Source organism: Parasphingorhabdus litoris DSM 22379, from assembly GCF_020906275.1.
Lineage (GTDB): Bacteria > Pseudomonadota > Alphaproteobacteria > Sphingomonadales > Sphingomonadaceae > Parasphingorhabdus > Parasphingorhabdus litoris.
Genome location: NZ_CP086727.1, coordinates 2494763 through 2512991 on the forward strand (window position 1 = coordinate 2494763; position 18229 = coordinate 2512991).

At 52.6% G+C, this 18229-nt stretch carries 17 protein-coding genes; 8 read left to right on the forward strand and 9 right to left on the reverse strand.

Annotated elements, in window-relative coordinates; all coding sequences use genetic code 11:
- Window positions 1–2397 carry a xanthine dehydrogenase family protein molybdopterin-binding subunit gene (locus BS29_RS12115; protein ID WP_229953897.1) on the reverse strand — a complete coding sequence of 799 codons (2397 nt, stop codon included), beginning with the start codon at window positions 2395–2397 and terminating at the stop codon, window positions 1–3.
- Window positions 2398–2748: 351 nt separating this feature from the next.
- Here BS29_RS12115 and BS29_RS12120 point away from each other — a divergent pair, with 351 nt between their 5' ends.
- Window positions 2749–5070, forward strand: coding sequence for a TonB-dependent receptor (locus BS29_RS12120; RefSeq protein ID WP_407673703.1), 2322 nt, complete (start codon window positions 2749–2751; stop codon window positions 5068–5070).
- 1 nt (window position 5071) lies between these two features.
- Here BS29_RS12120 and BS29_RS12125 read toward each other — a convergent pair whose 3' ends face one another.
- Together BS29_RS12125 and BS29_RS12130 are read right to left on the reverse strand one after the other, a co-directional pair.
- Window positions 5072–5611, reverse strand: coding sequence for an isoprenylcysteine carboxyl methyltransferase family protein (locus BS29_RS12125; RefSeq protein WP_229953898.1), 540 nt, complete (start codon window positions 5609–5611; stop codon window positions 5072–5074).
- On the reverse strand, window positions 5611–6660 hold the full coding sequence (locus BS29_RS12130) for a type III polyketide synthase (RefSeq protein WP_229953899.1): 1050 nt from the start codon (window positions 6658–6660) through the stop codon (window positions 5611–5613). The genes BS29_RS12125 and BS29_RS12130 overlap by 1 nt, the downstream gene beginning before the upstream one ends.
- Window positions 6661–6837: 177 nt before the next feature.
- Here BS29_RS12130 and BS29_RS12135 point away from each other — a divergent pair, with 177 nt between their 5' ends.
- The 5 genes from BS29_RS12135 (at window position 6838) to BS29_RS12155 (ending at window position 11336) form a co-directional block, all read left to right on the forward strand.
- Complete coding sequence (locus tag BS29_RS12135; protein ID WP_229953900.1) at window positions 6838–7860, forward strand: helix-turn-helix domain-containing protein; 1023 nt, start codon at window positions 6838–6840, stop codon at window positions 7858–7860.
- A 115-nt stretch (window positions 7861–7975) separates the two neighbouring features.
- Window positions 7976–8833 carry a sterol desaturase family protein gene (locus BS29_RS12140; protein ID WP_229953901.1) on the forward strand — a complete coding sequence of 286 codons (858 nt, stop codon included), beginning with the start codon at window positions 7976–7978 and terminating at the stop codon, window positions 8831–8833.
- Window positions 8834–9153: 320 nt separating this feature from the next.
- Window positions 9154–10056: a phasin family protein gene (locus tag BS29_RS12145; protein WP_229953902.1), complete on the forward strand. Its 903-nt coding sequence runs from the start codon at window positions 9154–9156 to the stop codon at window positions 10054–10056.
- Between the two features lie 232 nt (window positions 10057–10288).
- Window positions 10289–10645 carry an ATP-dependent Clp protease adapter ClpS gene (gene clpS / locus BS29_RS12150; RefSeq protein WP_229956865.1) on the forward strand — a complete coding sequence of 119 codons (357 nt, stop codon included), beginning with the start codon at window positions 10289–10291 and terminating at the stop codon, window positions 10643–10645.
- A 31-nt stretch (window positions 10646–10676) separates the two neighbouring features.
- Window positions 10677–11336: a DsbA family oxidoreductase gene (locus BS29_RS12155; RefSeq protein WP_229953903.1), complete on the forward strand. Its 660-nt coding sequence runs from the start codon at window positions 10677–10679 to the stop codon at window positions 11334–11336.
- Between the two features lie 109 nt (window positions 11337–11445).
- On the opposite strand, the gene BS29_RS12160 is transcribed toward BS29_RS12155, so the two are convergent.
- Window positions 11446–12243 carry a DUF1295 domain-containing protein gene (locus BS29_RS12160; RefSeq protein ID WP_229953904.1) on the reverse strand — a complete coding sequence of 266 codons (798 nt, stop codon included), beginning with the start codon at window positions 12241–12243 and terminating at the stop codon, window positions 11446–11448.
- The gene (locus BS29_RS12165) at window positions 12243–12881 is read right to left on the reverse strand and encodes a lysophospholipid acyltransferase family protein (RefSeq protein WP_229953905.1); all 639 of its coding nucleotides are present in this window, start codon (window positions 12879–12881) and stop codon (window positions 12243–12245) included. Before BS29_RS12165 ends, BS29_RS12160 begins: the two co-directional genes overlap by 1 nt.
- Window positions 12882–13042: 161 nt before the next feature.
- Here BS29_RS12165 and BS29_RS12170 point away from each other — a divergent pair, with 161 nt between their 5' ends.
- Entirely contained in the window at window positions 13043–13624 is a 582-nt protein-coding gene (locus tag BS29_RS12170) for a rhodanese-like domain-containing protein (protein WP_229953906.1), read from the forward strand.
- Here BS29_RS12170 and BS29_RS12175 read toward each other — a convergent pair.
- Both BS29_RS12175 and BS29_RS12180 read right to left on the reverse strand, forming a co-directional pair.
- The gene (locus tag BS29_RS12175) at window positions 13596–14120 is read right to left on the reverse strand and encodes a thermonuclease family protein (RefSeq protein ID WP_229953907.1); all 525 of its coding nucleotides are present in this window, start codon (window positions 14118–14120) and stop codon (window positions 13596–13598) included. The two genes, BS29_RS12170 and BS29_RS12175, sit on opposite strands and share 29 nt — an antisense overlap.
- 57 nt (window positions 14121–14177) lie before the next feature.
- Entirely contained in the window at window positions 14178–14489 is a 312-nt protein-coding gene (locus BS29_RS12180; protein ID WP_229953908.1) for a PilZ domain-containing protein, read from the reverse strand.
- Between the two features lie 577 nt (window positions 14490–15066).
- On the opposite strand from BS29_RS12180, the gene BS29_RS12185 reads away from it, so the two are divergent.
- Window positions 15067–16422 (forward strand): GntP family permease, encoded by a 1356-nt coding sequence (locus BS29_RS12185; RefSeq protein WP_229953909.1) that lies wholly within the window; start codon window positions 15067–15069, stop codon window positions 16420–16422.
- A gap of 8 nt (window positions 16423–16430) precedes the next feature.
- On the opposite strand, the gene BS29_RS12190 is transcribed toward BS29_RS12185, so the two are convergent.
- Together BS29_RS12190 and BS29_RS12195 are read right to left on the reverse strand one after the other, a co-directional pair.
- Window positions 16431–17219: a DUF4864 domain-containing protein gene (locus tag BS29_RS12190; protein WP_229953910.1), complete on the reverse strand. Its 789-nt coding sequence runs from the start codon at window positions 17217–17219 to the stop codon at window positions 16431–16433.
- A 297-nt stretch (window positions 17220–17516) separates the two neighbouring features.
- Entirely contained in the window at window positions 17517–18110 is a 594-nt protein-coding gene (locus BS29_RS12195; protein ID WP_229953911.1) for a PadR family transcriptional regulator, read from the reverse strand.
- Window positions 18111–18229 lie beyond the last annotated feature (119 nt).

Sequence of the window (18229 nt, forward strand, 5' to 3'; positions counted from 1 at the left end):
CTATTCCTCTGCTTGTGCGGTTGCTTCGGTCGGCAAAGTCAGACGACTGCCGCTCGCGCCGATAATCGGCAATGTTCTGATCCGATGGCCAGTAGCGTTGAATATTGCGTTGGTAAGAGCAGGCGCGGCAGGCGGCGTTCCTGGCTCACCGACACCGGCGGGAGCGCTATTTGAATTGACGATTTCCACCTCAAATGCCTTGGGCGCCTCACCCATTCGCAATACCCGCCAAGACGGGAAGTTATCCTGTACGATAGCCCCGTTTTTGGCCGTTATTTCACCGAATAATGCGTTGGACAGGCCATAAATCGTTCCACCTTCCATTTGCGCACGGGCGTGACGCGGGTTAACGACCGTACCGGAATCAGCGGCAAGCCAAACGCCCGGTATGGTCAGAGCGCCTTCGGGCGTGACGGCCACTTCGATGATCGTCGCAATATAAGATAAAAACGAGCGATGAACAGCAATGCCAAGGCCATGCCCCGAAGGCATCTCGCGTCCCCATTTGGCCATGTCGGAAACCATATTCACCACATTGGTGAGCCGCGCTGTTTCGATCGGGTATTCTTCGATTGACGCGTCGTAATTCGGGTAGGTCGCGCCTTCAGCATTGGGGTCTATCGTGCGGGCATCTCCAATCAGCTCCAACAGATAGTCTTTCTGGTCCTTCCCGGCGGCATGCGCCATTTCCGCGGCAAAGCTCTGAACCGCAAATGCATGATATATATTGGACACAGCGCGCAACCAGCCAATGCGAACATGGCCTTTTGCATTGCCCGATTCGACTTGAAGGTTGGGCATAGCGAACGGCACATCAGTCGCTCCCAGGCCCATTTCTCCATCTGTCGGAACATCCATGCCCGGAACAAATGTAGAGGCAATGGGAGGAAAGACCGTACGGTGCAGATAAGACGTGCACTTTCCATCTTCATCCAGTCCGGCCTCCAGCCGTTGCGCACTTGCCGAGTGATAGAATCCATGACGCACTTCATCTTCCCGGGTCCAGGTTACCTTGACAGGTTTACCCACTTCCTTGGCAATCATGGCCGCCTCGACGACGAAATCCGGTTTGGATTTACGGCCGAAAGCACCGCCCAACCAGGTGGCGTGAACAGTAATATTCTCTTTATCGACTTTCAGCAGATCGGACAGCGTCTGGCGCGTCGCTTGCGGGTCTTGGACGCAAGCCCAACATTCTAGTTTCTCTCCATTCCATTCAGCTGTTGCCGCAGGCGGCTCCATCGGTGATTGTGAAAGATGCGGCGCGTAATATTCCGCTTCTATGCGCTGCGCAGCATTTGCCAGGCCCGAAGCCAAATCACCGCGTTTGCGTCTAACCGTACCAGGCCGCTTCGCAGTCGCCTTCATCTGCTCGGCGAATGTTTCGGAATCATAGCTGGCATTGGGACCGTCGATCCAGTCTACCTCCAGCGCATTGCGCCCCTGAATAGCGGCCCATGTATCGGTCGCTACCACGGCCACACCGCCCAGTGGCTGAAAAAGAGCTGGTGGTTTGGCATCGGGCAGTTTCACCGTCTGCAGCACACCGGGAATTGCCAACGCGTCCGCGTCGCTGACGGCGCCTGTCTTGCCAAACACTTGTGGCGGTCGTGCTACGACAGCATAAACCATGTCGGGCCGATCAACGTCGATGCCAAATGTGCCTTCACCCCGCGTGATAAGCGGGATGGTCAATGATGGGATTTCCTTGTTGATGTAGCGCCAGTCCTTCGGGTCTTTGACGGTAATTTCCGCCTCTTCGGGAACTTGCAGTCTGGCCGCCAGTTTCGCGAGGTTGCCGTAAGACAAGGTGTCGCTATTCTGACTATTGCTAACGAGGCCCTGTTCAGCTGAGCATTCTGAAGGCTCCATTTTCCAGTAAACAGCGGCCGCCTCGGTCAACATCTGTTTCATGGCGGCACCAGCTATACGCAGCCGATGAAAATTATACCGTACCGACCGCGACCCATCGGTATTTTGATCACCATAGCGTTCATGCCCTTCGGCTTGAACAATTTCGACCTTGTCCCAATCAGCCTCTAGCTCGTCGGCAACAATCTGCGCCATTGCGGTCCAAACCTGCTGACCCATTTCCGAACGGTGGCATGTGATCTTGACCGCACCATCTTCTTCAATGGCAATCCATAGGGCCGGCGTTGCATCGCCGCCCTTAACCTCCGTCAACGGGCTGGGACCTGCTTCCGGCAAATCAATAGCGTCGGGATCAATTTTGGGTTCTTCATATCTGGAGCAGCCAACAAGAGCGACGCCAACGACAAACAGGCTGGACCCGACAACAAAACCGCGCCGCGATAAATTTGTGATCGCGTGTTTGCCCGAATCCGGTGAACTAGTTTTTGTACCGCCTGGAATAATCCCAATATCGTGCAAGAACATGAATAGTCTCCCGTCTGGATTGTCAGCCTGTTGCCAATATTCTTTGTTCGCAATGGTTCAACGTCCCCGAACTGACGTTTGGACTAAAGAAAAACACCAACTCGATTAGCAAATATTGGGCATTACGGAGACTATCATTGGTCACGGGCTCAAGGCAACGTCGATTTTAGAACCCAAAGCGATCGTCTATATTGGCCCGGAAATTTGGCCGACTTCAGAGACCAAAGCCAGTTCGTCACATTATAGACGCATGGTCTTCTTCAATCTGTCACACGGATTGCCTCATGCGGTAACAGCAATGCTGCACTTGCACAGTCAGTTTCCCCCTGCTCCTAGTAAAGGCTGATTCTCGTGAAATTGACATGCAAAACCTCCCTGCCCGCTCTTGCAACCACGCTTTGTTTTTCTACCCTTGCCGCTCCTGCTGCGGCGCAAAATGATCTGGACAATGCGGCAGAAGACGGCAGCGACGACAATGTCATCATCGTGACAGCACAGAAGATTGAGCAGCGTTCGACCGATGTACCGATCACCATTTCTGCCGCGACCGGCGAACGGCTTCGCGAGCTGGGCGTGTCGGATCTTGATGAGCTGTCCAACTTCGTGCCCGGTCTGAATATTCAGGAACAAAGCGCCAATAATCCCGGTGTCGTCATTCGCGGGATTACTTCTGACAGCGGTTCGGCCCAACAGGCGCCGCGGGTCACGCTTTACTATAACGGCATCGATATTTCCCGCTCTCGTGGTTCCTATCAGGATGCCTATGACATCGAACGGATTGAGGTGATCAAGGGCCCGCAAGCAACCCTGTTCGGCACGGCCTCTGCGGTTGGTGCGATCAGCATTGTCTCGAACAAGCCGGAGCCCGGCTTTTCCGGCGAACTGTCAGGCAGCTATGGCAATTTCGACGCCTACACGGTGGCGGGTCACCTCAACGCGGGGTCGGACATCATCGCCGGACGCGTGGCTTTTGCCTATAAACGCCGCGATGGCTATGTCGAAAATCTCGCACCCAATCAGGATGATCTCTATGCGCAGAACCAGCTCGGTATCCGGGGATCGCTGCGCTACACGCCCAGCGACGATTTCACCGCTGACCTGATTTTCACGTATGACCGCCAGCGCAACTCGGGCACGCCGTTTATATCCGGCTCGCTACCGACAACTGCTGGTCCGGCCGATCCTTTTGGCCCGGCCTTTCTCGCCGGATCGCCCTTTTTCCCCGAGATTTTGGGCGATGATGAGCTTGGCCTGACCCGCGATGTCTATGACGCCAATTTCACCTTTTCATGGAACTTTGCTGACGAATGGACGCTGACCATGGTCAACGGCTATCGCAATTTCGATTCCAATGAAGTGTTCGATGCCGATGGCTCGGTAGCTACCTATCTGGAATTTGCCGAGGATGCCGAGGGCGACCAGTGGAGCCACGAGACCCGTTTCTCCTATAATAACGGCACAACATTTCGCGGCTCCTTCGGTTGGAATATCTTTCGCGAGGATGGCAGCCAGCGCGTGCCCTTAGCCACGGATGAGGTCACATTCCTGCAGTGCCTACAAGGTCAGATTGTTGTCGGCGTTCCCTGTGTAAGCGCTGACGGCATTCCCGCCGGTGTCGCTATCGAAGCACTCACCAACGGCGCGTTTACGGCCATTCCTTACACATTGGAATTTGAAAATCTCGGCAAGAATGACAGCTATTCGGTCTTTGCCGACGGTACCTGGATTCCAATCCCGGAACTGGAACTAACCGCCGGTATCCGTGCGCTTATCGAAAAGCGCCGTTCCGGCTATCGGGCATTCGCTCCCAATTCCGTGCTGGCCGGCGTGCCCTTGTTTACTGTCACAGATACAGCTGGCCAAACATTCCGAACCGAGGACAGCTTTGAGGCCTTTCTCCCACGCTTCAATATTCTCTACCGCTTCTCCGACGATGTTAACGGCTTTGCCACCATCTCTAAAGGTCGCCGCTCGCCGACTGTCGATCTGGATGCAACGAGCGGTCCAAATGGCCCGATTGCCGACTTCACCGCGATCGATGAGGAAACCGTATGGAATTACGAAGTGGGCTTGAAGGGATCCTTCGGTCCGGTGTCAGGTTCGCTCGGCGTCTATTACCAGACTTATGAAGGCTTTCAGGTCAGCGTCGTAAACCCCGAAACCGGCCTTGCGGAAACCCAAAGTGCGGGCAGCGCCAAGAATTTCGGGGTCGAAGCCGAGGTCAGCATTCAGGCCGCCGACTGGCTGAACATATTCGCCAATATCGGCTATATCGATGGCGGTATCGACAATACGGACGATATTGCCCCGGCATTTCGCGATGCCCGCTTCCGGTTGCAGCCAGAAGTACAGACCGCTGGCGGCTTCACAGTTGATTATCCAATCAACGACAGCACCAGTTTCTTCGTGACGCCGACTATCACCTATCGCAGCCGGATATTCTTTGAAATTCCGAACAGCCAGGCGATCAGCCAGGATGCGGTAACGCTCGTCAACCTGCGCGCAGGTATATCCTTTGCCGATGAACAATTTGAAGTGGCTGGCTTCGCGCGGAACCTGACCAATGAAAACTATCTGCTCGATGCCGGCAATACCGGTGGTGCTTTTGGGATTCCGACCTTCATTCCGGCCGAACCACGCTTTTACGGGGTGCAGTTGACGGCGAGATTCTGACCTAGGCTTCGCTTTGCCCGCGCTGTCCCAGCACCGTGTTTTCCACGCGGATCCGATGGCGCAGCAGGATTGCATTCAGGATCGAGAATAGAAGCGCCACCCATGGCAAGCCCATCAACAAAGGAACAATCGCGATTTCAAGCACCACCACCAGATAGTTGGGATGGCTGACATATTTATATGGCCCGCGTTTCACTTTGTCGAAATGAGGCGCCGATATGATCCGCGTTGTCCACCAGCGACCGATTGATGCCAAGGTCCAGACCCGCAGGACTTGGGTGCCAATAAACAGCGCCAGCAGGGCCGGGTTCAGCTCCCGCAGCGGATCGACCAGCAGAAAGATGATCGCTAACCACGCGCTGTGCAGGAAGATAAACCAGTGATAGTGATCCGCACCGAACTCCTCACCGCCTTCGGACAATAACCGCCGGGTATTGCGGTTAGCATAGACCAGTTCGCCCAACCGCTGCGCAACAATATAGATGAGAACCCAGGTGACGAGCGTTGGCGGGGTCGTAAAAATGGCACCTAAATCATTCATCAATCTGCTCCTGCCGGGTCCAATATGCCCAGCACGGATGTAAAGCCTGGACCAAGAGCAGTCATTAATACCGGCCTCTTAGGGTTACTACTGAGTAGTTTTTCCAGCACGAACAGCACGGTCGGCGATGACATATTACCGTGATGTTTCAGCACCTCGCGGGTTGCAGGAATGCCCGGCAATTCTGGCGCGAAATAGTCTTCGAGCGCCTCAACCACTCGTCCGCCACCGGGATGACAGGCTGGCTCGCTCATATCCGATTTTTCCAGGCCTTGCTCGCTTAGGAATTGATCACAGAAGGGCGTGAAGTCCTTAGCCACAAAGGTTGGGATATCCCGTGCGAGCACCAGATCAAATCCGGTTTCACCAATATCCCAACCCATCATATCACGCGAATCGGGCCAGGTTTTCTGATCGAAGGCGCGGAAGGACGGCCCCTCACCCTGCCCTGCCTTGCCGGTCAGCACAGCTGCCGCGCAGCCATCGGCAAACAGCGCCGTTGCGATCATATTCTTCTTGTCGAACTGGCTATAGTCGTAGGACAGGCTGCATAGTTCCAGCGAGATCAGCAGAACATTCTGCCCGCCATTGGCATCGGCCAAGTCATTGGCCAGCCTTATGCCCAATATCCCGCCTGCACAGCCATAGCCGAATACGGGCACGGTCTGCACTGATTGACGAAACCCCATGGCCTCGATCAATCGGCTGGGAATGGAAGGCGTCATTGTGCCCGTTGTCGAGATCATCACAATCGCGTCAACATCTGAAGGCCGCAAGGCCGCTTTCTCCAGTGCCGCCGTCGCTGACCGTCCGGCCAGCGCCCTGCCCACTTCATCATAGATCTGCGCACGTTCAGGCCAGCTGCGCTGTTCCAGATAATAATCAGGGTCCCGGGCAATATAGCGATGGGCAATCCCGCTATTGCCCAATATCTGTTTCAATCGCGCGGGCAACGCAGCCCCGCGCGCCTTGGCCAGTACCGCCAGAACATCCTCTTGGCTGATCTTGTGATCTGGAAGGGCGGTCGCGATGGATTTCAGTTGAGACATGGGGGACATTCGCGCTGCATGGTTAAGCTGTTACACATAGCTGTTTCGGAAACAAAAGAATAATCCGCGATAGCCCGAAGAGACGTATCACCGTTATTCCCGTTGCGAACTGAAAAAGATGAGCTAGCATAGCACCCAACAGGGAAGGTTATAACCATCGGCGGAATAGATCTGGCATTGGTCGATACGATATTGCGACTGCTTACCATGGGCGGGCAGATCATGATCGTTGGTGTTCTTCTGACAAGCAAGACCCGGCTAGGTCTAAAAATATCACTATTGGGCGTGCTGATCAGTTCAATGGCTTATTTGATCAATTCATCAATCACGCTAGCACCGCCGCTTCCCTGGCGCAGAGCTATTGACTTTCTTTCGGTATCAACAACCGTCTGGGCATGGATATTTGCGCACCAGCTGTTTGAGCGCCGCATTGCCAAGGCCTTGCTTATTGCCGTGCCAATATTGCTTGCGCTGTTATGGATCATGGCTGTCACTGTGCCAGGCATACGATGGTTTACCTTCTATGCGATCCGTTTTCTTTCCCTTGCATTAGTCGCGCATCTCATCATCATTGCCCTGACAGGCCGTGCGGATGACTTGATTGAAAAGCGGCGGCTGATCAGAATGTTTTTGCCGATTTTTGTCGGACTAGAGGTTGGCGGCGTTCTGACTTATGAACTTTTCTTCGGTCCTACGGACAATATCCCAGGCGTATCAGCGGTCAATGCGATGCTGATCCTGATCCTGGTTCTTGGCGCCGGCATGGCGGTACTGACAGCGGACGGTGATTTATTTGCAAAACCCGTCACCAATCAACCGCAAGCCCGTCCCTTTCTAAATCTCTCACCATCGGAAACCGTGTTGCATGACAAGCTCATCGCAGCGATGGAAGAAGGACAATATCGCACCCCGTCGCTGACAATAGCGACGCTGGCCGCACAGCTCGATACGCAAGAGCACCGGCTACGCGCATTGATCAACAAACAACTCGGCCATCGCAATTTTTCGTCCTTTCTCAACGGCTATCGAATCGCCGAAGCCAAGGAAAAATTGGCTGATCGAGCGCATGTAGACTTGCCGATTCTGACAATAGCGATGGATTTGGGCTATGGATCGCTGGCGCCGTTTAATCGCGCCTTTCGCTCGGAAACGGGCCAAACACCTAGTGATTTTCGCAAGGAAGCCATTGATCAAAACTGAAATAGTCTGATCATTTTCAAAATCGCACAGCATTTTTCAGCATTGCAGAGAGACGGATGCGGCTTTCTTTCACTTTGCCTTCATCAAACAACAAACGCTTGTGATGGAGAATGTTATGCCTGAACTTTTCAACGCCATAGTGGACCATATGATTGGTGCCTTTACCTTTGATCTGGGCCGCTATTTGATCGCGGCAGGCACATTGTCCTTAATCCTGTGGGCATTTGGTAAATGGAGCGCCGCCCGGCGCATCCAATCCCGCAAGGCTGGTTTCGCTGACTATAAACGCGAATTTCTGTCTTCCATGCGCACAGTTGTCGTTTTCGGTCTGACCACAATCAGCACAGTTTTGCTGGAAGCAGCGGGCTGGATCACGGTCATGACCGGCGAGATACTCTGGCCCTTGTTCATAGTTCAGCTATTGGCAATGATCGTTGCGCATGATGCCTATTTCTATTGGATGCATCGCTGGCTGCATACGAAAACCATGTTCCGCTTCTCACACCTGCACCATCACAAGTCGCGCACCCCGACGCCATGGGCGGCATATAGCTTCTCCTCGTTCGAGGCGATGGCCGAGGCTGCCTTTGTGCCGATCTATCTGTTCATCATCTCGGTTGTGTTCGGCGGCATGTATCCATTCGCGATCTTCCTGTTCCTCGCCCATATGATTGTTCGCAATGTTATGGGGCATGCCGGGGTAGAATTATTCCCGGCCGGCTGGACGCGCAACAAATTTGTCGGCTGGATCACCACAACCACCCATCATGACTTGCACCATAGTCAGGGTAACAGCAATTTCGGCCTCTACTTCACCTGGTGGGACCGGATGATGGGCACCGAGCATCCCGAATATGAAGCACGCTTTGATGCCGTCGCCAAGCCGATCCGCCTGTCAGTCGGCGTCACAGCAAATATTTGCATCGCCGCTTTCTCTCTCTTGGCGGTCGCTACAACGACGAACCTGATTTAACCGAGCGCTGGATGTGTAGAGAGCGCGAAGTCCTTTCCTACATGTCCAGCGACATGCTATGGCAATGCGCGCTGAGTGATTTCTTCTGTAAAGGCGGAAAAGGCTTTTTGCTGCGTGGCAACAGAGAAGGATTTTTTAGCCGATTCTGTGTAGAAACTGTATAAACTCACGAAAGTGATCAGCTTCAGATCTTGCATATAGCACTGATATTAATGAATTTTAATCGACAAATCTCATTTATTGTGCACTGCAACATTTTTCCTTGACTTTAACGTAAGCCTTCCCTATTTGTGCACTGCAACAAACAAATGGAAGCAAAGATGGCTGATACAAAAACGACTGATACACAGGCTGTTCCGGCTGCTAATAAGCCCGCCAGCCTCTCTGCTGAAGCGGCTTACTCAGCCGCTGCCTCAGCGAAATCCGTAGCTGCTGAAGCTGCACCTGCTCCTAAAGCAGCTGCCAAGCCAGCAACGAAGACTGCACCAACAACCGCCGCGGCTCCTGCTGCGAAAACGCCGGTTGCTGCTGCAACAACCAAAACGGCTTCAAAACCCGCTGCAACGAAGCCTGCAGCAACCAAGGCGGCTCCTAAAAAGACTGTTACGAAGCGCAAAGCCGCTCCGAAACGCGCCGCAACAACCGCGAAAAAGACTGTTAAAAAAGGAACGACCAAGATGACAACCGCAAAGAAAACCACCGCTAAGAAAGCGCCTGTGAAGAAAACCGTAAAGAAAGCAGCTCCAAAGGCTGCTCCAAAAGCGGCTACCACCAACAAAAAAGCTCTGCAGGACATGGCTGCCAAATTGCAGGCTCAGCTTGAGAAGCTGACCGCGACCGCTCAAGAGCGTGCCAAAGAAGTAGCTGACCGTGCTGTTGAAGTTTCCAAAGACGCTGTTGAATTCAACCGTCTTAACGTTGAAACCCTCGTCGAAAGCGGCAAAATCACCGCTCAAGGCGCTCAGGAAATCGGCAAAACCAACGTTAAATATACCCGCGAAAACTTCGCGGAAGCCAGCAACGTTCTGAAAAGCTCTTTCAATGTTGCTACGCCAAAAGATTTCGTTGAAATGCAAGCTGACTTCATGCGCAGCAGCCTGGACCGGGTTATGGAACAGACTTCAAACAACATGGATGCCGTAACCAAATTGGCTGGCAAAGCCTATCAGCCAATTGCTGATCGCGTTAGCACCATCCGTAAAGAGATCAAAAAAGCCGCTTAAGCTGCTTTTAATCGTCACGCAAAAGGCCGTTCCTTCGGGAGCGGCCTTTTTCATTTGGCCCATGTTGGGTCAATTTATCGTAAAATCATCGTGGATTGATCAATCCGCCACTTGCCCTCAAGGGTGAAAATACCATATCCTGACAGACATGATTACAGCAGAGATTCTCTCCCTATCACCAATCGAAGCCGAACCGCCTTTTTTGGGACGCGGCGAAGCCTTGCAATCAGGCATGGCAATGGCCGGGGATGATGATGACGGCGCGGACAACAACGGTACCGGGGACAGCGATGATACCGATCTCGGTATCGCTACCAAAACGCGGACCAAGACCAAGAAACCCAATCCCTACAAAGTCCTGCTGCTCAACGACGACTATACTCCGATGGAATTTGTCGTCCTTGTCCTCAAGCGCTTTTTCCAGATGGATATTGATGAAGCGACCCGGGTGATGCTGCACGTCCACCAGAAGGGCGTCGGAATTTGCGGCACCTTTAGCTATGAAGTTGCCGAGACAAAGGTAACACAGGTGATGGACTTCGCTCGCAAGAACCAACACCCACTCCAGTGCACTTTAGAAAAAGCCTGACCCGGCATCCAATCATATAAGGAAATAGACTATGTCAGAGACCCCGGTAATTACCGTCGATATTGTCTCTGATGTCGTCTGCCCCTGGTGCATCATCGGGTATAAAAAACTCGAACAGGCGATGCAGCGCTTTGAAGGCAGAGCAGAATTCGCCCTCGCCTGGCATGCATTTGAACTGAACCCGAACATGCCGCCCGAGGGACAGGATATCAACGAGCATATGGCGCAGAAATATGGCGCCACGCCAGAGCAAAGCAAAGCCAATCGTGAACGGCTGCGCAACGCCGGCAGCGATCTCGACTTTGAGTTCAGCTATCGTGAGAATATGCGGATGGTGAACACATTTGATGCGCACCGCCTGCTCCACTGGGCCGGCGAAACCGGCAAACAGACTGCACTGAAACTGGCACTGTTCAAAGCGCATTTCACCGATGGCAAAGATGTCAGCGATCATGAAATTTTGACCGAAGTGGCTGGCTCTGTCGGCCTGGATGAAAAACGCGTCCGCAGCTTGCTGGCCAGTGACATGTACGCTGCGGATGTCCGTGCGGTTGAAGCCCAATGGCAAGACCGCTTCATCTCCGGCGTACCAGCCTTTATCTTCAACAAGAAATTCATGGTTCCCGGTGCGCAAGACAGCGATGTGTTTGCGCAGATTATCGAGAACAAGGTGCTGGCCGCCGCAGCTTAGTGGTTGTGTTAGCAGTGACGTGCTCCGCACTTGATGCGGAGCCCAGGATGGCTGCCACGCCCGTCTAACCTAGGCTCCGCATCAAGTGCGGAGCACATCTATTCAGAGCTCACCCTCGCTTCGGCGGCAACGGGAAAAAACCGGATGTCCGCTCGATATAGTCAACATAATCCGGCCGGTTCTTGCGCAGCGCATATTCCAGCATGGGTGCGCCACTCCATTTGGTTAGCGTGAAGCTGAGGAACAAAGGCCCGATAATCGCCACCCACGCTGGCCAACCGACTTGTGCCGCAACCAGCCATATCCCCCACCATGTGCAGAAATCGCCAAAATAATTGGGATGACGAGTGTAGCGCCAAAGCCCGGTATCGAGCACCTTGCCCTTATTCGACGGATCCGCCTTGAACGCTTTCAATTGCGCATCCCCGACCGTTTCGAAAACGATACCGATGACCGCGAGTACCAGACCGATAACCGCTAACGGCCCAAGCCCCTGATCGCCCGACAGCAATATCCCGATTTGCGCAGGCAAGCAGACCATGAAAAGCAGCGGTATTTGCAACACCCACGCTTTTATCAATGCCGTTTTTGCAAAGCTCCAACCCTTTTTCTTCATCGCAGTGCCGATTATCTTGGTATAGCGTGGATCCTCGCCTTCCTTGCTCCATCGCAGGTAAAGATGCGTTCCCAAACGCACGCCCCAGGTCATCGTCAAACCAAAGATCGTCCAACCGAGCCAGCCCGCATTTCCCACCTGCAGGATTGATGCGCCTGCCATGATCGCCATGCCATAAGCCCAGAAGGAATCGATAAAGGACACATCCCGGATTTTCACCGAAACCAGCCAGAGAATAATCATGACTGCCACCAGAAGTGCAAAATTTTGACCGAGGGCTGCGAGCAACATCACCCCTTTTCTCCCGATCGTCCTTCGCTCGGTTCCGGGTCGGGATTGGTGTGGACGATATCATCCATGGCTTTTTCAGGGAATTTCGGCGTGACACTGTGATAAAAGCTGCTGATCTTCGCCATATCGGCTTCATAGTCGCCGGTCACCTCAATTTGCGGCCCCAGTCCGCCCGTCTTCTTCGCATAGTCCATCATACCGATGATCAACGGCACCTTGGCCTTGAGCGCTATATAGTAAAAGCCCGTTCGCCATTGGCGGACATTGCCGCGCGTCCCTTCCGGCGGGATGGTCAATATAAAATCATCGCGCTTGTTGAACTCTTCAACCATCGCATCGACCATATTCTGCGATTTGGACCGATCCACAGGAATACCACCCATACGCCGCATCATGTCACCGAACGGCCATTTAAACAGCGTGTCTTTGCCAATCCAATAGGATTGGATTTTCAAGCTGTTGGTTAGCCCAAAGAAATAGATAAAATCCCAATTGCTGGTGTGCGGCGCGGCAATGATCACACATTTACGTGGTGCCGGGTTTTCCTGCACCGCTGTCCAGCCGGTAAGAGTGTACACGAACACGGAAAAGCGCCGGACAATCTCCGACAGCCAATTAGGTTTGATATTATCGTGCACGCTTCCCCCACTTGCGATCCTGCTCGCATATGTAAAACGACCATAGGTTCATTTCACTCAAGCGCAACGCCAGATGTTTGTTTTCAAATAAGCGCGGTTCAGCTTTTGGCAATCCAAAATATATAGATTTTGACTGCACAATATGAAGAGGGACAGCATTCATGAAATTATCATCATTCTTAACATCAGCCACAATCCTCTCCGCTCTTGCCCTGCAAACCAACATAGCACATGCTCAACAATCCACCGAAACCTCGCCTAACCAGCAAGTTGATTATGCTGGCTTTCAAAAATTGACCAAGGATGTTGCTGCGTATCGCTTAAGCCGGCTGGTCAATCTGGATCAATTTACCATATTGGCCGAGCAACCAAATGCTGTCATTTTGGACACCCGTTCCGCCGCCGCTTTTGCGCGCGGTCATATTAAAGGAGCGATCAACCTTCCTTTTTCGGATTTTACTGAGGAAAAACTGGCGGAGATATTGGGTGACAAATCACGCCCGATTCTAATCTACTGCAACAATAATTTCCGTGACGATATTTTCCCGGTTCAGCTGAAAAAGGCGCCGCTCGCTCTTAATATCCCGACGTTCATAAACCTCTACGGCTATGGTTATAAGAACATCTACGAGCTGAATGGCGTTACACATATGGCCGACCCACGGGCGAAATGGACCGGTAACACCGAGCTTTCTCTGCTCGCACCGTCTCGGCCTATCGCGGGTGAGCCGAACGCCAATTAGCCGGCTTTTCAAAGCGACCTTGCCAGATTCCGCGTTTGGCCTTTTCCGCAGCGGCTTCTTCCGCACCATAGATCAGGCTATCAAAATTTGCCGATGATATGGCATGCCCCTGTTCGACCAGCGTTGCGCCCAAATCGTCATTTCCACTCATGCAGCTGACAATATGGCGGCCATATTGATCACGTGCACGCACTTCGCAATTGAAGCCACCACCGCGCAGCAGAGTTTCGAGTCCCTGTCTTGCAGATTTCCCACATGGCCAGTTTGCACCAGCGGCGTCTTGGCAGGTCTGGCGATATTCCGGTGCATCAATACCGTAAATGCGAAATTCTACAGCGCCATCCTTGAAACTGTCGCCATCAATAACTTTCACGGTTTTCCCGTTCACCATGATAGTTTCAGGATCAATTGCCCAGCGGCTGAAGGCCCATGAACCGCCGACGACCAGTAAAAGCAGCAGTATCTTTTTGATGTTCCGTGAAAATTTGCTGGTCATAACCGGTTCAGTCTAACCGAATATGCAAGCGGTGCAATGTTCGCAGATGATCTGCTCTTAGCTTGCCTGTTTCAATGTCGGATATTTTGAAACGATGTGATCGAACACCGCAGGATGCAAGCTCTGGACAAATTCACAGCCAAAAATATCGCCTTCGACCCAACAAATCTTGCTCTCGATCGCTGAGAATGATGGCAGAGTCATGAAGATGTTTTTTTCACCGGTCAGCCGGGTCATGCACCGCATGCGAAACCCGTTCATCGACAGATCCATAATCATGGCTTCTATCCGGCCAAGGCCGGGCTCTCTCACTTCGGCAAGAATTTCAACACCAGCACGGGTTGAGGCTCGGTGATCACCCCGTTTCACTTTTTTGTCCAACACCCGTTGATTAGTTTTGTGGCCCATCGTCAAAATCCCGAATTCAACTTTTCGAAAACGGTGCAAAACAAGGCCTAAATGGCCGTTTTCCCGTCAAATATTCTGGCTATTGGTTTTAACAGCAGATGATTAGGCAAAGGTTAAAATGATGGGCTGTTTGTGCGGTTAATAGATGGAAATGGCGGTAATTGGTCAATGCCGTTTCCAAAATTTACAAAAAGCTGACAAAATCTCGCAGCCTGACACGGCATTCTCCTTTGGAAAATCACTTTCCTACAACAATATCAATATGATAGGGAGAAAGGGTCATTTTCTCAGTTTGCGATATCATTGCTCCAAAACCATGCGGGGGTTCAACTTGAAACAGTGTGATTTGTGTGAACTTTGAATTCCATCGCGTCACCTACCCCCGCACTAGGACAGTGTGCACTTTGTGAACTTCGCCTGAAACATGTCTTGTTTTTGTGCCTAGTGGTCGGTCATTCACACTGCCATCAAAATTGATCCTTGCCGCCCGTTCCATTCCTCTGCCAATAGGCGATCACGAAAAAGGGGACCAAAGCGCATGTTATCAGCAATCGGACTAATCGGCGGACTCGCGCTGCTCATCTATATGACAGTGAAAGGCGTCAATATCTTGATCGCCGGACCGATTGCCGCCGCCATTGTCGCAGCAACCAGCGGTCTGGCCTGGTTACCGCCGCTTGCAGCAGAAGGCGCCCCCGACTTTGCCACTGCATATATGGATGGCTTTGTCAGTTTCTTCAAAAGTTGGTTTTTCATGTTTCTGCTTGGCGCGATATTTGGTGAAATCATGAGCGCTTCCGGAGCGGCCGCAAGCGTTGCTCATTGGATTATCGAGAAAATCGGTATCAAACATGCCGTGCTCGCCGTCGTCGCCGCTTGTGCCGTTCTGACCTATGGCGGCGTCAGTGTTTTTATCGTTGCTTTTTCGGTCTATTCATTGGCAGTGCACCTGTTCCGTGAAGCAAATTTGCCGCGGCGGTTCATTCCTGCTGCACTCGCCTTTGGATCAGTCACCTTCACGATGACCACGGCGGGAAGCCCGGAAATTCAGAATCTGATCCCGATGGAGTTTCTCGGGACCACAGCCTATGCCGGTTGGGAAGTCAGCCTTGTGGTCGCGGTTTTCATGGCCGTTGCCGGTCATTTCTGGCTCAACTGGATGGTGAAGCGCGCGGTTGCTAGAGGTGAGACATTTGTCGGTCGCGAAACGGATGACACCAATACCGACTATGGTGCCCTGCCCGGTCCGCTTTTGTGCCTGCTACCATTGGTTGCCGTACTCGGTATTTTCCTGATCTTCCAATACCCACAGGATATGGGTCCGCTTTCCGCGATCTTGCCGCAAAATTCGCTCGACAAATGGGCGCTGGTGGCAGCGCTGGGTTCCGGTGCGATAGTTGCTCTGGCCGTTGGATACCGCAAACTGAAAGCAATGCCGGAGGCCTTTTCGCGCGGTGCAACAAGCGCAGTGGTTGCGATCACAAATACCTGCGCCGTCGTTGGTTTTGGTGCGGTTGCCAAACTGTCCCCCGCTTTTCAGGAAGCGTTGATCATGGTGCAGAATATTCCGGGCAGCCCGTTGATCGGCGCCGCGATTGCGGTAACGGTCATCGCGGGTCTGACCGGTTCGGCCTCTGGCGGACAGACCATCGCCCTGCCCCTTATAGCGCCGCATTATCTGGACGTTGGGGCGCAGCCGGATGAGCTGCACCGCGTGGTCGCCATTTCTTCCGGCGCGCTCGATAGCCTGCCGCATAATGGCTATGTCGTGACGACGATCCGCGCCGTCTGCGGCGAGACACATAAGGATGCCTATGGCGCTGTCGGGGCACTGACGGTGGTGATACCAGTCATCGGTACGATCATGGCGGTGGCCCTGTTTACGATGTTCTAGGGGCCACACTAGCTCCCGACCGGAGCACCGACGCGGTATACAAGGCCCAGAAACTTCCAGCCGACACCCTCATATTCATAGCTCTGTTCGATATAAACCGGACGTGGTTTGATCGGATAGTGACCGCGAATAAGAAGCGCACCATCTTCGCGAAAATCAGCACTATCAATAGTAGGTGGAGATTTTGCTATTTCCGAAAAATCCCCAGCATATTTAAAGGCCCCTTCATAAGCCTTATCAAGATCCTCAAGCGTTATCTGCCTTTGAAAAGCACCAGCACCATTGTCTCTAAGCTTTTTCATTGTCCCCTCGGAAAGTGACTCAGCAAAGACGGTCATGGTCTCTCGAAACAGCTGCTTTTGTTTGTCGACGGAGGGCAATCCACGATCACTGCCAGCAGTTTTAAATCCCGCAATATCTTTTTCGATTGCGTTGATCCGCCATCCGCTTTCGGAATCGATCAAGCGCAATTTAATCGGTATTTTGCTCCCCCCTTCGGTTGTGATCGTGCCTTCGAGTTCCGCGACACCGCCGGTCATCATGCGGCCGCCCCAGGATGCGTCCTTGATCTTGTCGAAGGCATTGGCAGCGATGTAGGTTTTAAGGTCGGCCTTGCTCGTCCCCGCTTTGAAATCGTCAGAGAGCAGCGCATAAGCCGCGTCGATATCGTCATTCTGCACAGCAGCGAAAAAGTCATCGCCGGCTTTAGTCACATCACTGGTTAGCCAAAAGATCACACCGAGCAATACGGAAATCCCTGCGACAATACCGAGTACGACCTTCATCCAAGTTTTCATGATAACCCCCTCCAGTTTGCGACCCGAGTTGATTGTAAGAGCTTGCAACAATGCACAAAACGATAAGCTCAGTGTCAGCGATTACTGAAGCTGACATCTGACCATAAATAGAGCAAGCTGGCCAAGTAGATAGGAAAAAAAAGATCAAGACCATAATGACCGTCACGGCACGCCTTTATCAAGCCAAAGACCGGCAGGCCTTTATGAAAAAAGCGGATTCCAGCATTTGGCACAAGAAGACCTCTGGCCCACGCCCGATGCGCGCTGCAATGTACAGATGGTGCGGGAACTATAGCCTTATTTAAGCCGTTCGATCTTGCTCGCAGCTTCGTCGATAATCGCGGCAACATCGAGGATTTTCTCGGATCCTTTTTCCTCATCGGCCAAACGAATACGCGTGGCACTTTTCAAGTTGCTCATGGCCCGACGGATAGACGCGCCGTCAGAAGCCCGGTCCATTTGCGCAATCCCTTCAAGCCGGGCGAGGATATCAGCAACATGCTTTTCCTCATCCGCAAGCAATTTGGTACCAGCATCTGTGATCGAATAGATTTTCTTGCCGCCGCCATCGACCTGCTCATCGATCAAGTCCATTTCGGCCATCAACGTCAGTGTCGGATAAACAATGCCCGGGCTTGGCGCATAATGGCCGCCGGTAAGTTCTTCAATTTGCTGGATCAGATCATAACCATGGCGCGGTTCCAGAGAAATCAGATGCAGCGCCGCCAGCCGCAGTTCCCCACGCTGAAAAACACGCGCGCGGCGTTTGGCTTTGGCTCCTTCAAAAGCAGCAGCGGCAAAGGCGCGAGCAAATTTCTGTCCGTTCATAGCGCCCCAGCGCTTACCGCGCCGAGAGCCAGGTCCGCAATCATTATAGTTTGAATATCGCATGATATTTCCTTCTTTTTCTATCTAAGCTGTGTCTAAGATATATCTTTATATATAAGATGCAATAGATGCTGATGCAAAAGGAGCTAACATTAAGATAATTAGGGAGAGTTTTGTGGTCG

Bases quoted from the DNA above. Each gene is read 5' to 3' on its own strand.
- BS29_RS12115 (WP_229953897.1), bottom strand. From the start codon at position 2,397: ATGTTCTTGCACGATATTGGGATTATTCCAGGCGGTACAAAAACTAGT.
- BS29_RS12125 (WP_229953898.1), bottom strand. From the start codon at position 5,611: ATGAATGATTTAGGTGCCATTTTTACGACCCCGCCAACGCTCGTCACC.
- BS29_RS12130 (WP_229953899.1), bottom strand. From the start codon at position 6,660: ATGTCTCAACTGAAATCCATCGCGACCGCCCTTCCAGATCACAAGATC.
- BS29_RS12140 (WP_229953901.1), top strand. From the start codon at position 7,976: ATGCCTGAACTTTTCAACGCCATAGTGGACCATATGATTGGTGCCTTT.
- BS29_RS12145 (WP_229953902.1), top strand. From the start codon at position 9,154: ATGGCTGATACAAAAACGACTGATACACAGGCTGTTCCGGCTGCTAAT.
- clpS (WP_229956865.1), top strand. From the start codon at position 10,289: ATGGCAATGGCCGGGGATGATGATGACGGCGCGGACAACAACGGTACC.
- BS29_RS12155 (WP_229953903.1), top strand. From the start codon at position 10,677: ATGTCAGAGACCCCGGTAATTACCGTCGATATTGTCTCTGATGTCGTC.
- BS29_RS12160 (WP_229953904.1), bottom strand. From the start codon at position 12,243: ATGTTGCTCGCAGCCCTCGGTCAAAATTTTGCACTTCTGGTGGCAGTC.
- BS29_RS12170 (WP_229953906.1), top strand. From the start codon at position 13,043: ATGAAATTATCATCATTCTTAACATCAGCCACAATCCTCTCCGCTCTT.
- BS29_RS12175 (WP_229953907.1), bottom strand. From the start codon at position 14,120: ATGACCAGCAAATTTTCACGGAACATCAAAAAGATACTGCTGCTTTTA.
- BS29_RS12185 (WP_229953909.1), top strand. From the start codon at position 15,067: ATGTTATCAGCAATCGGACTAATCGGCGGACTCGCGCTGCTCATCTAT.
- BS29_RS12190 (WP_229953910.1), bottom strand. From the start codon at position 17,219: ATGAAAACTTGGATGAAGGTCGTACTCGGTATTGTCGCAGGGATTTCC.
- BS29_RS12195 (WP_229953911.1), bottom strand. From the start codon at position 18,110: ATGCGATATTCAAACTATAATGATTGCGGACCTGGCTCTCGGCGCGGT.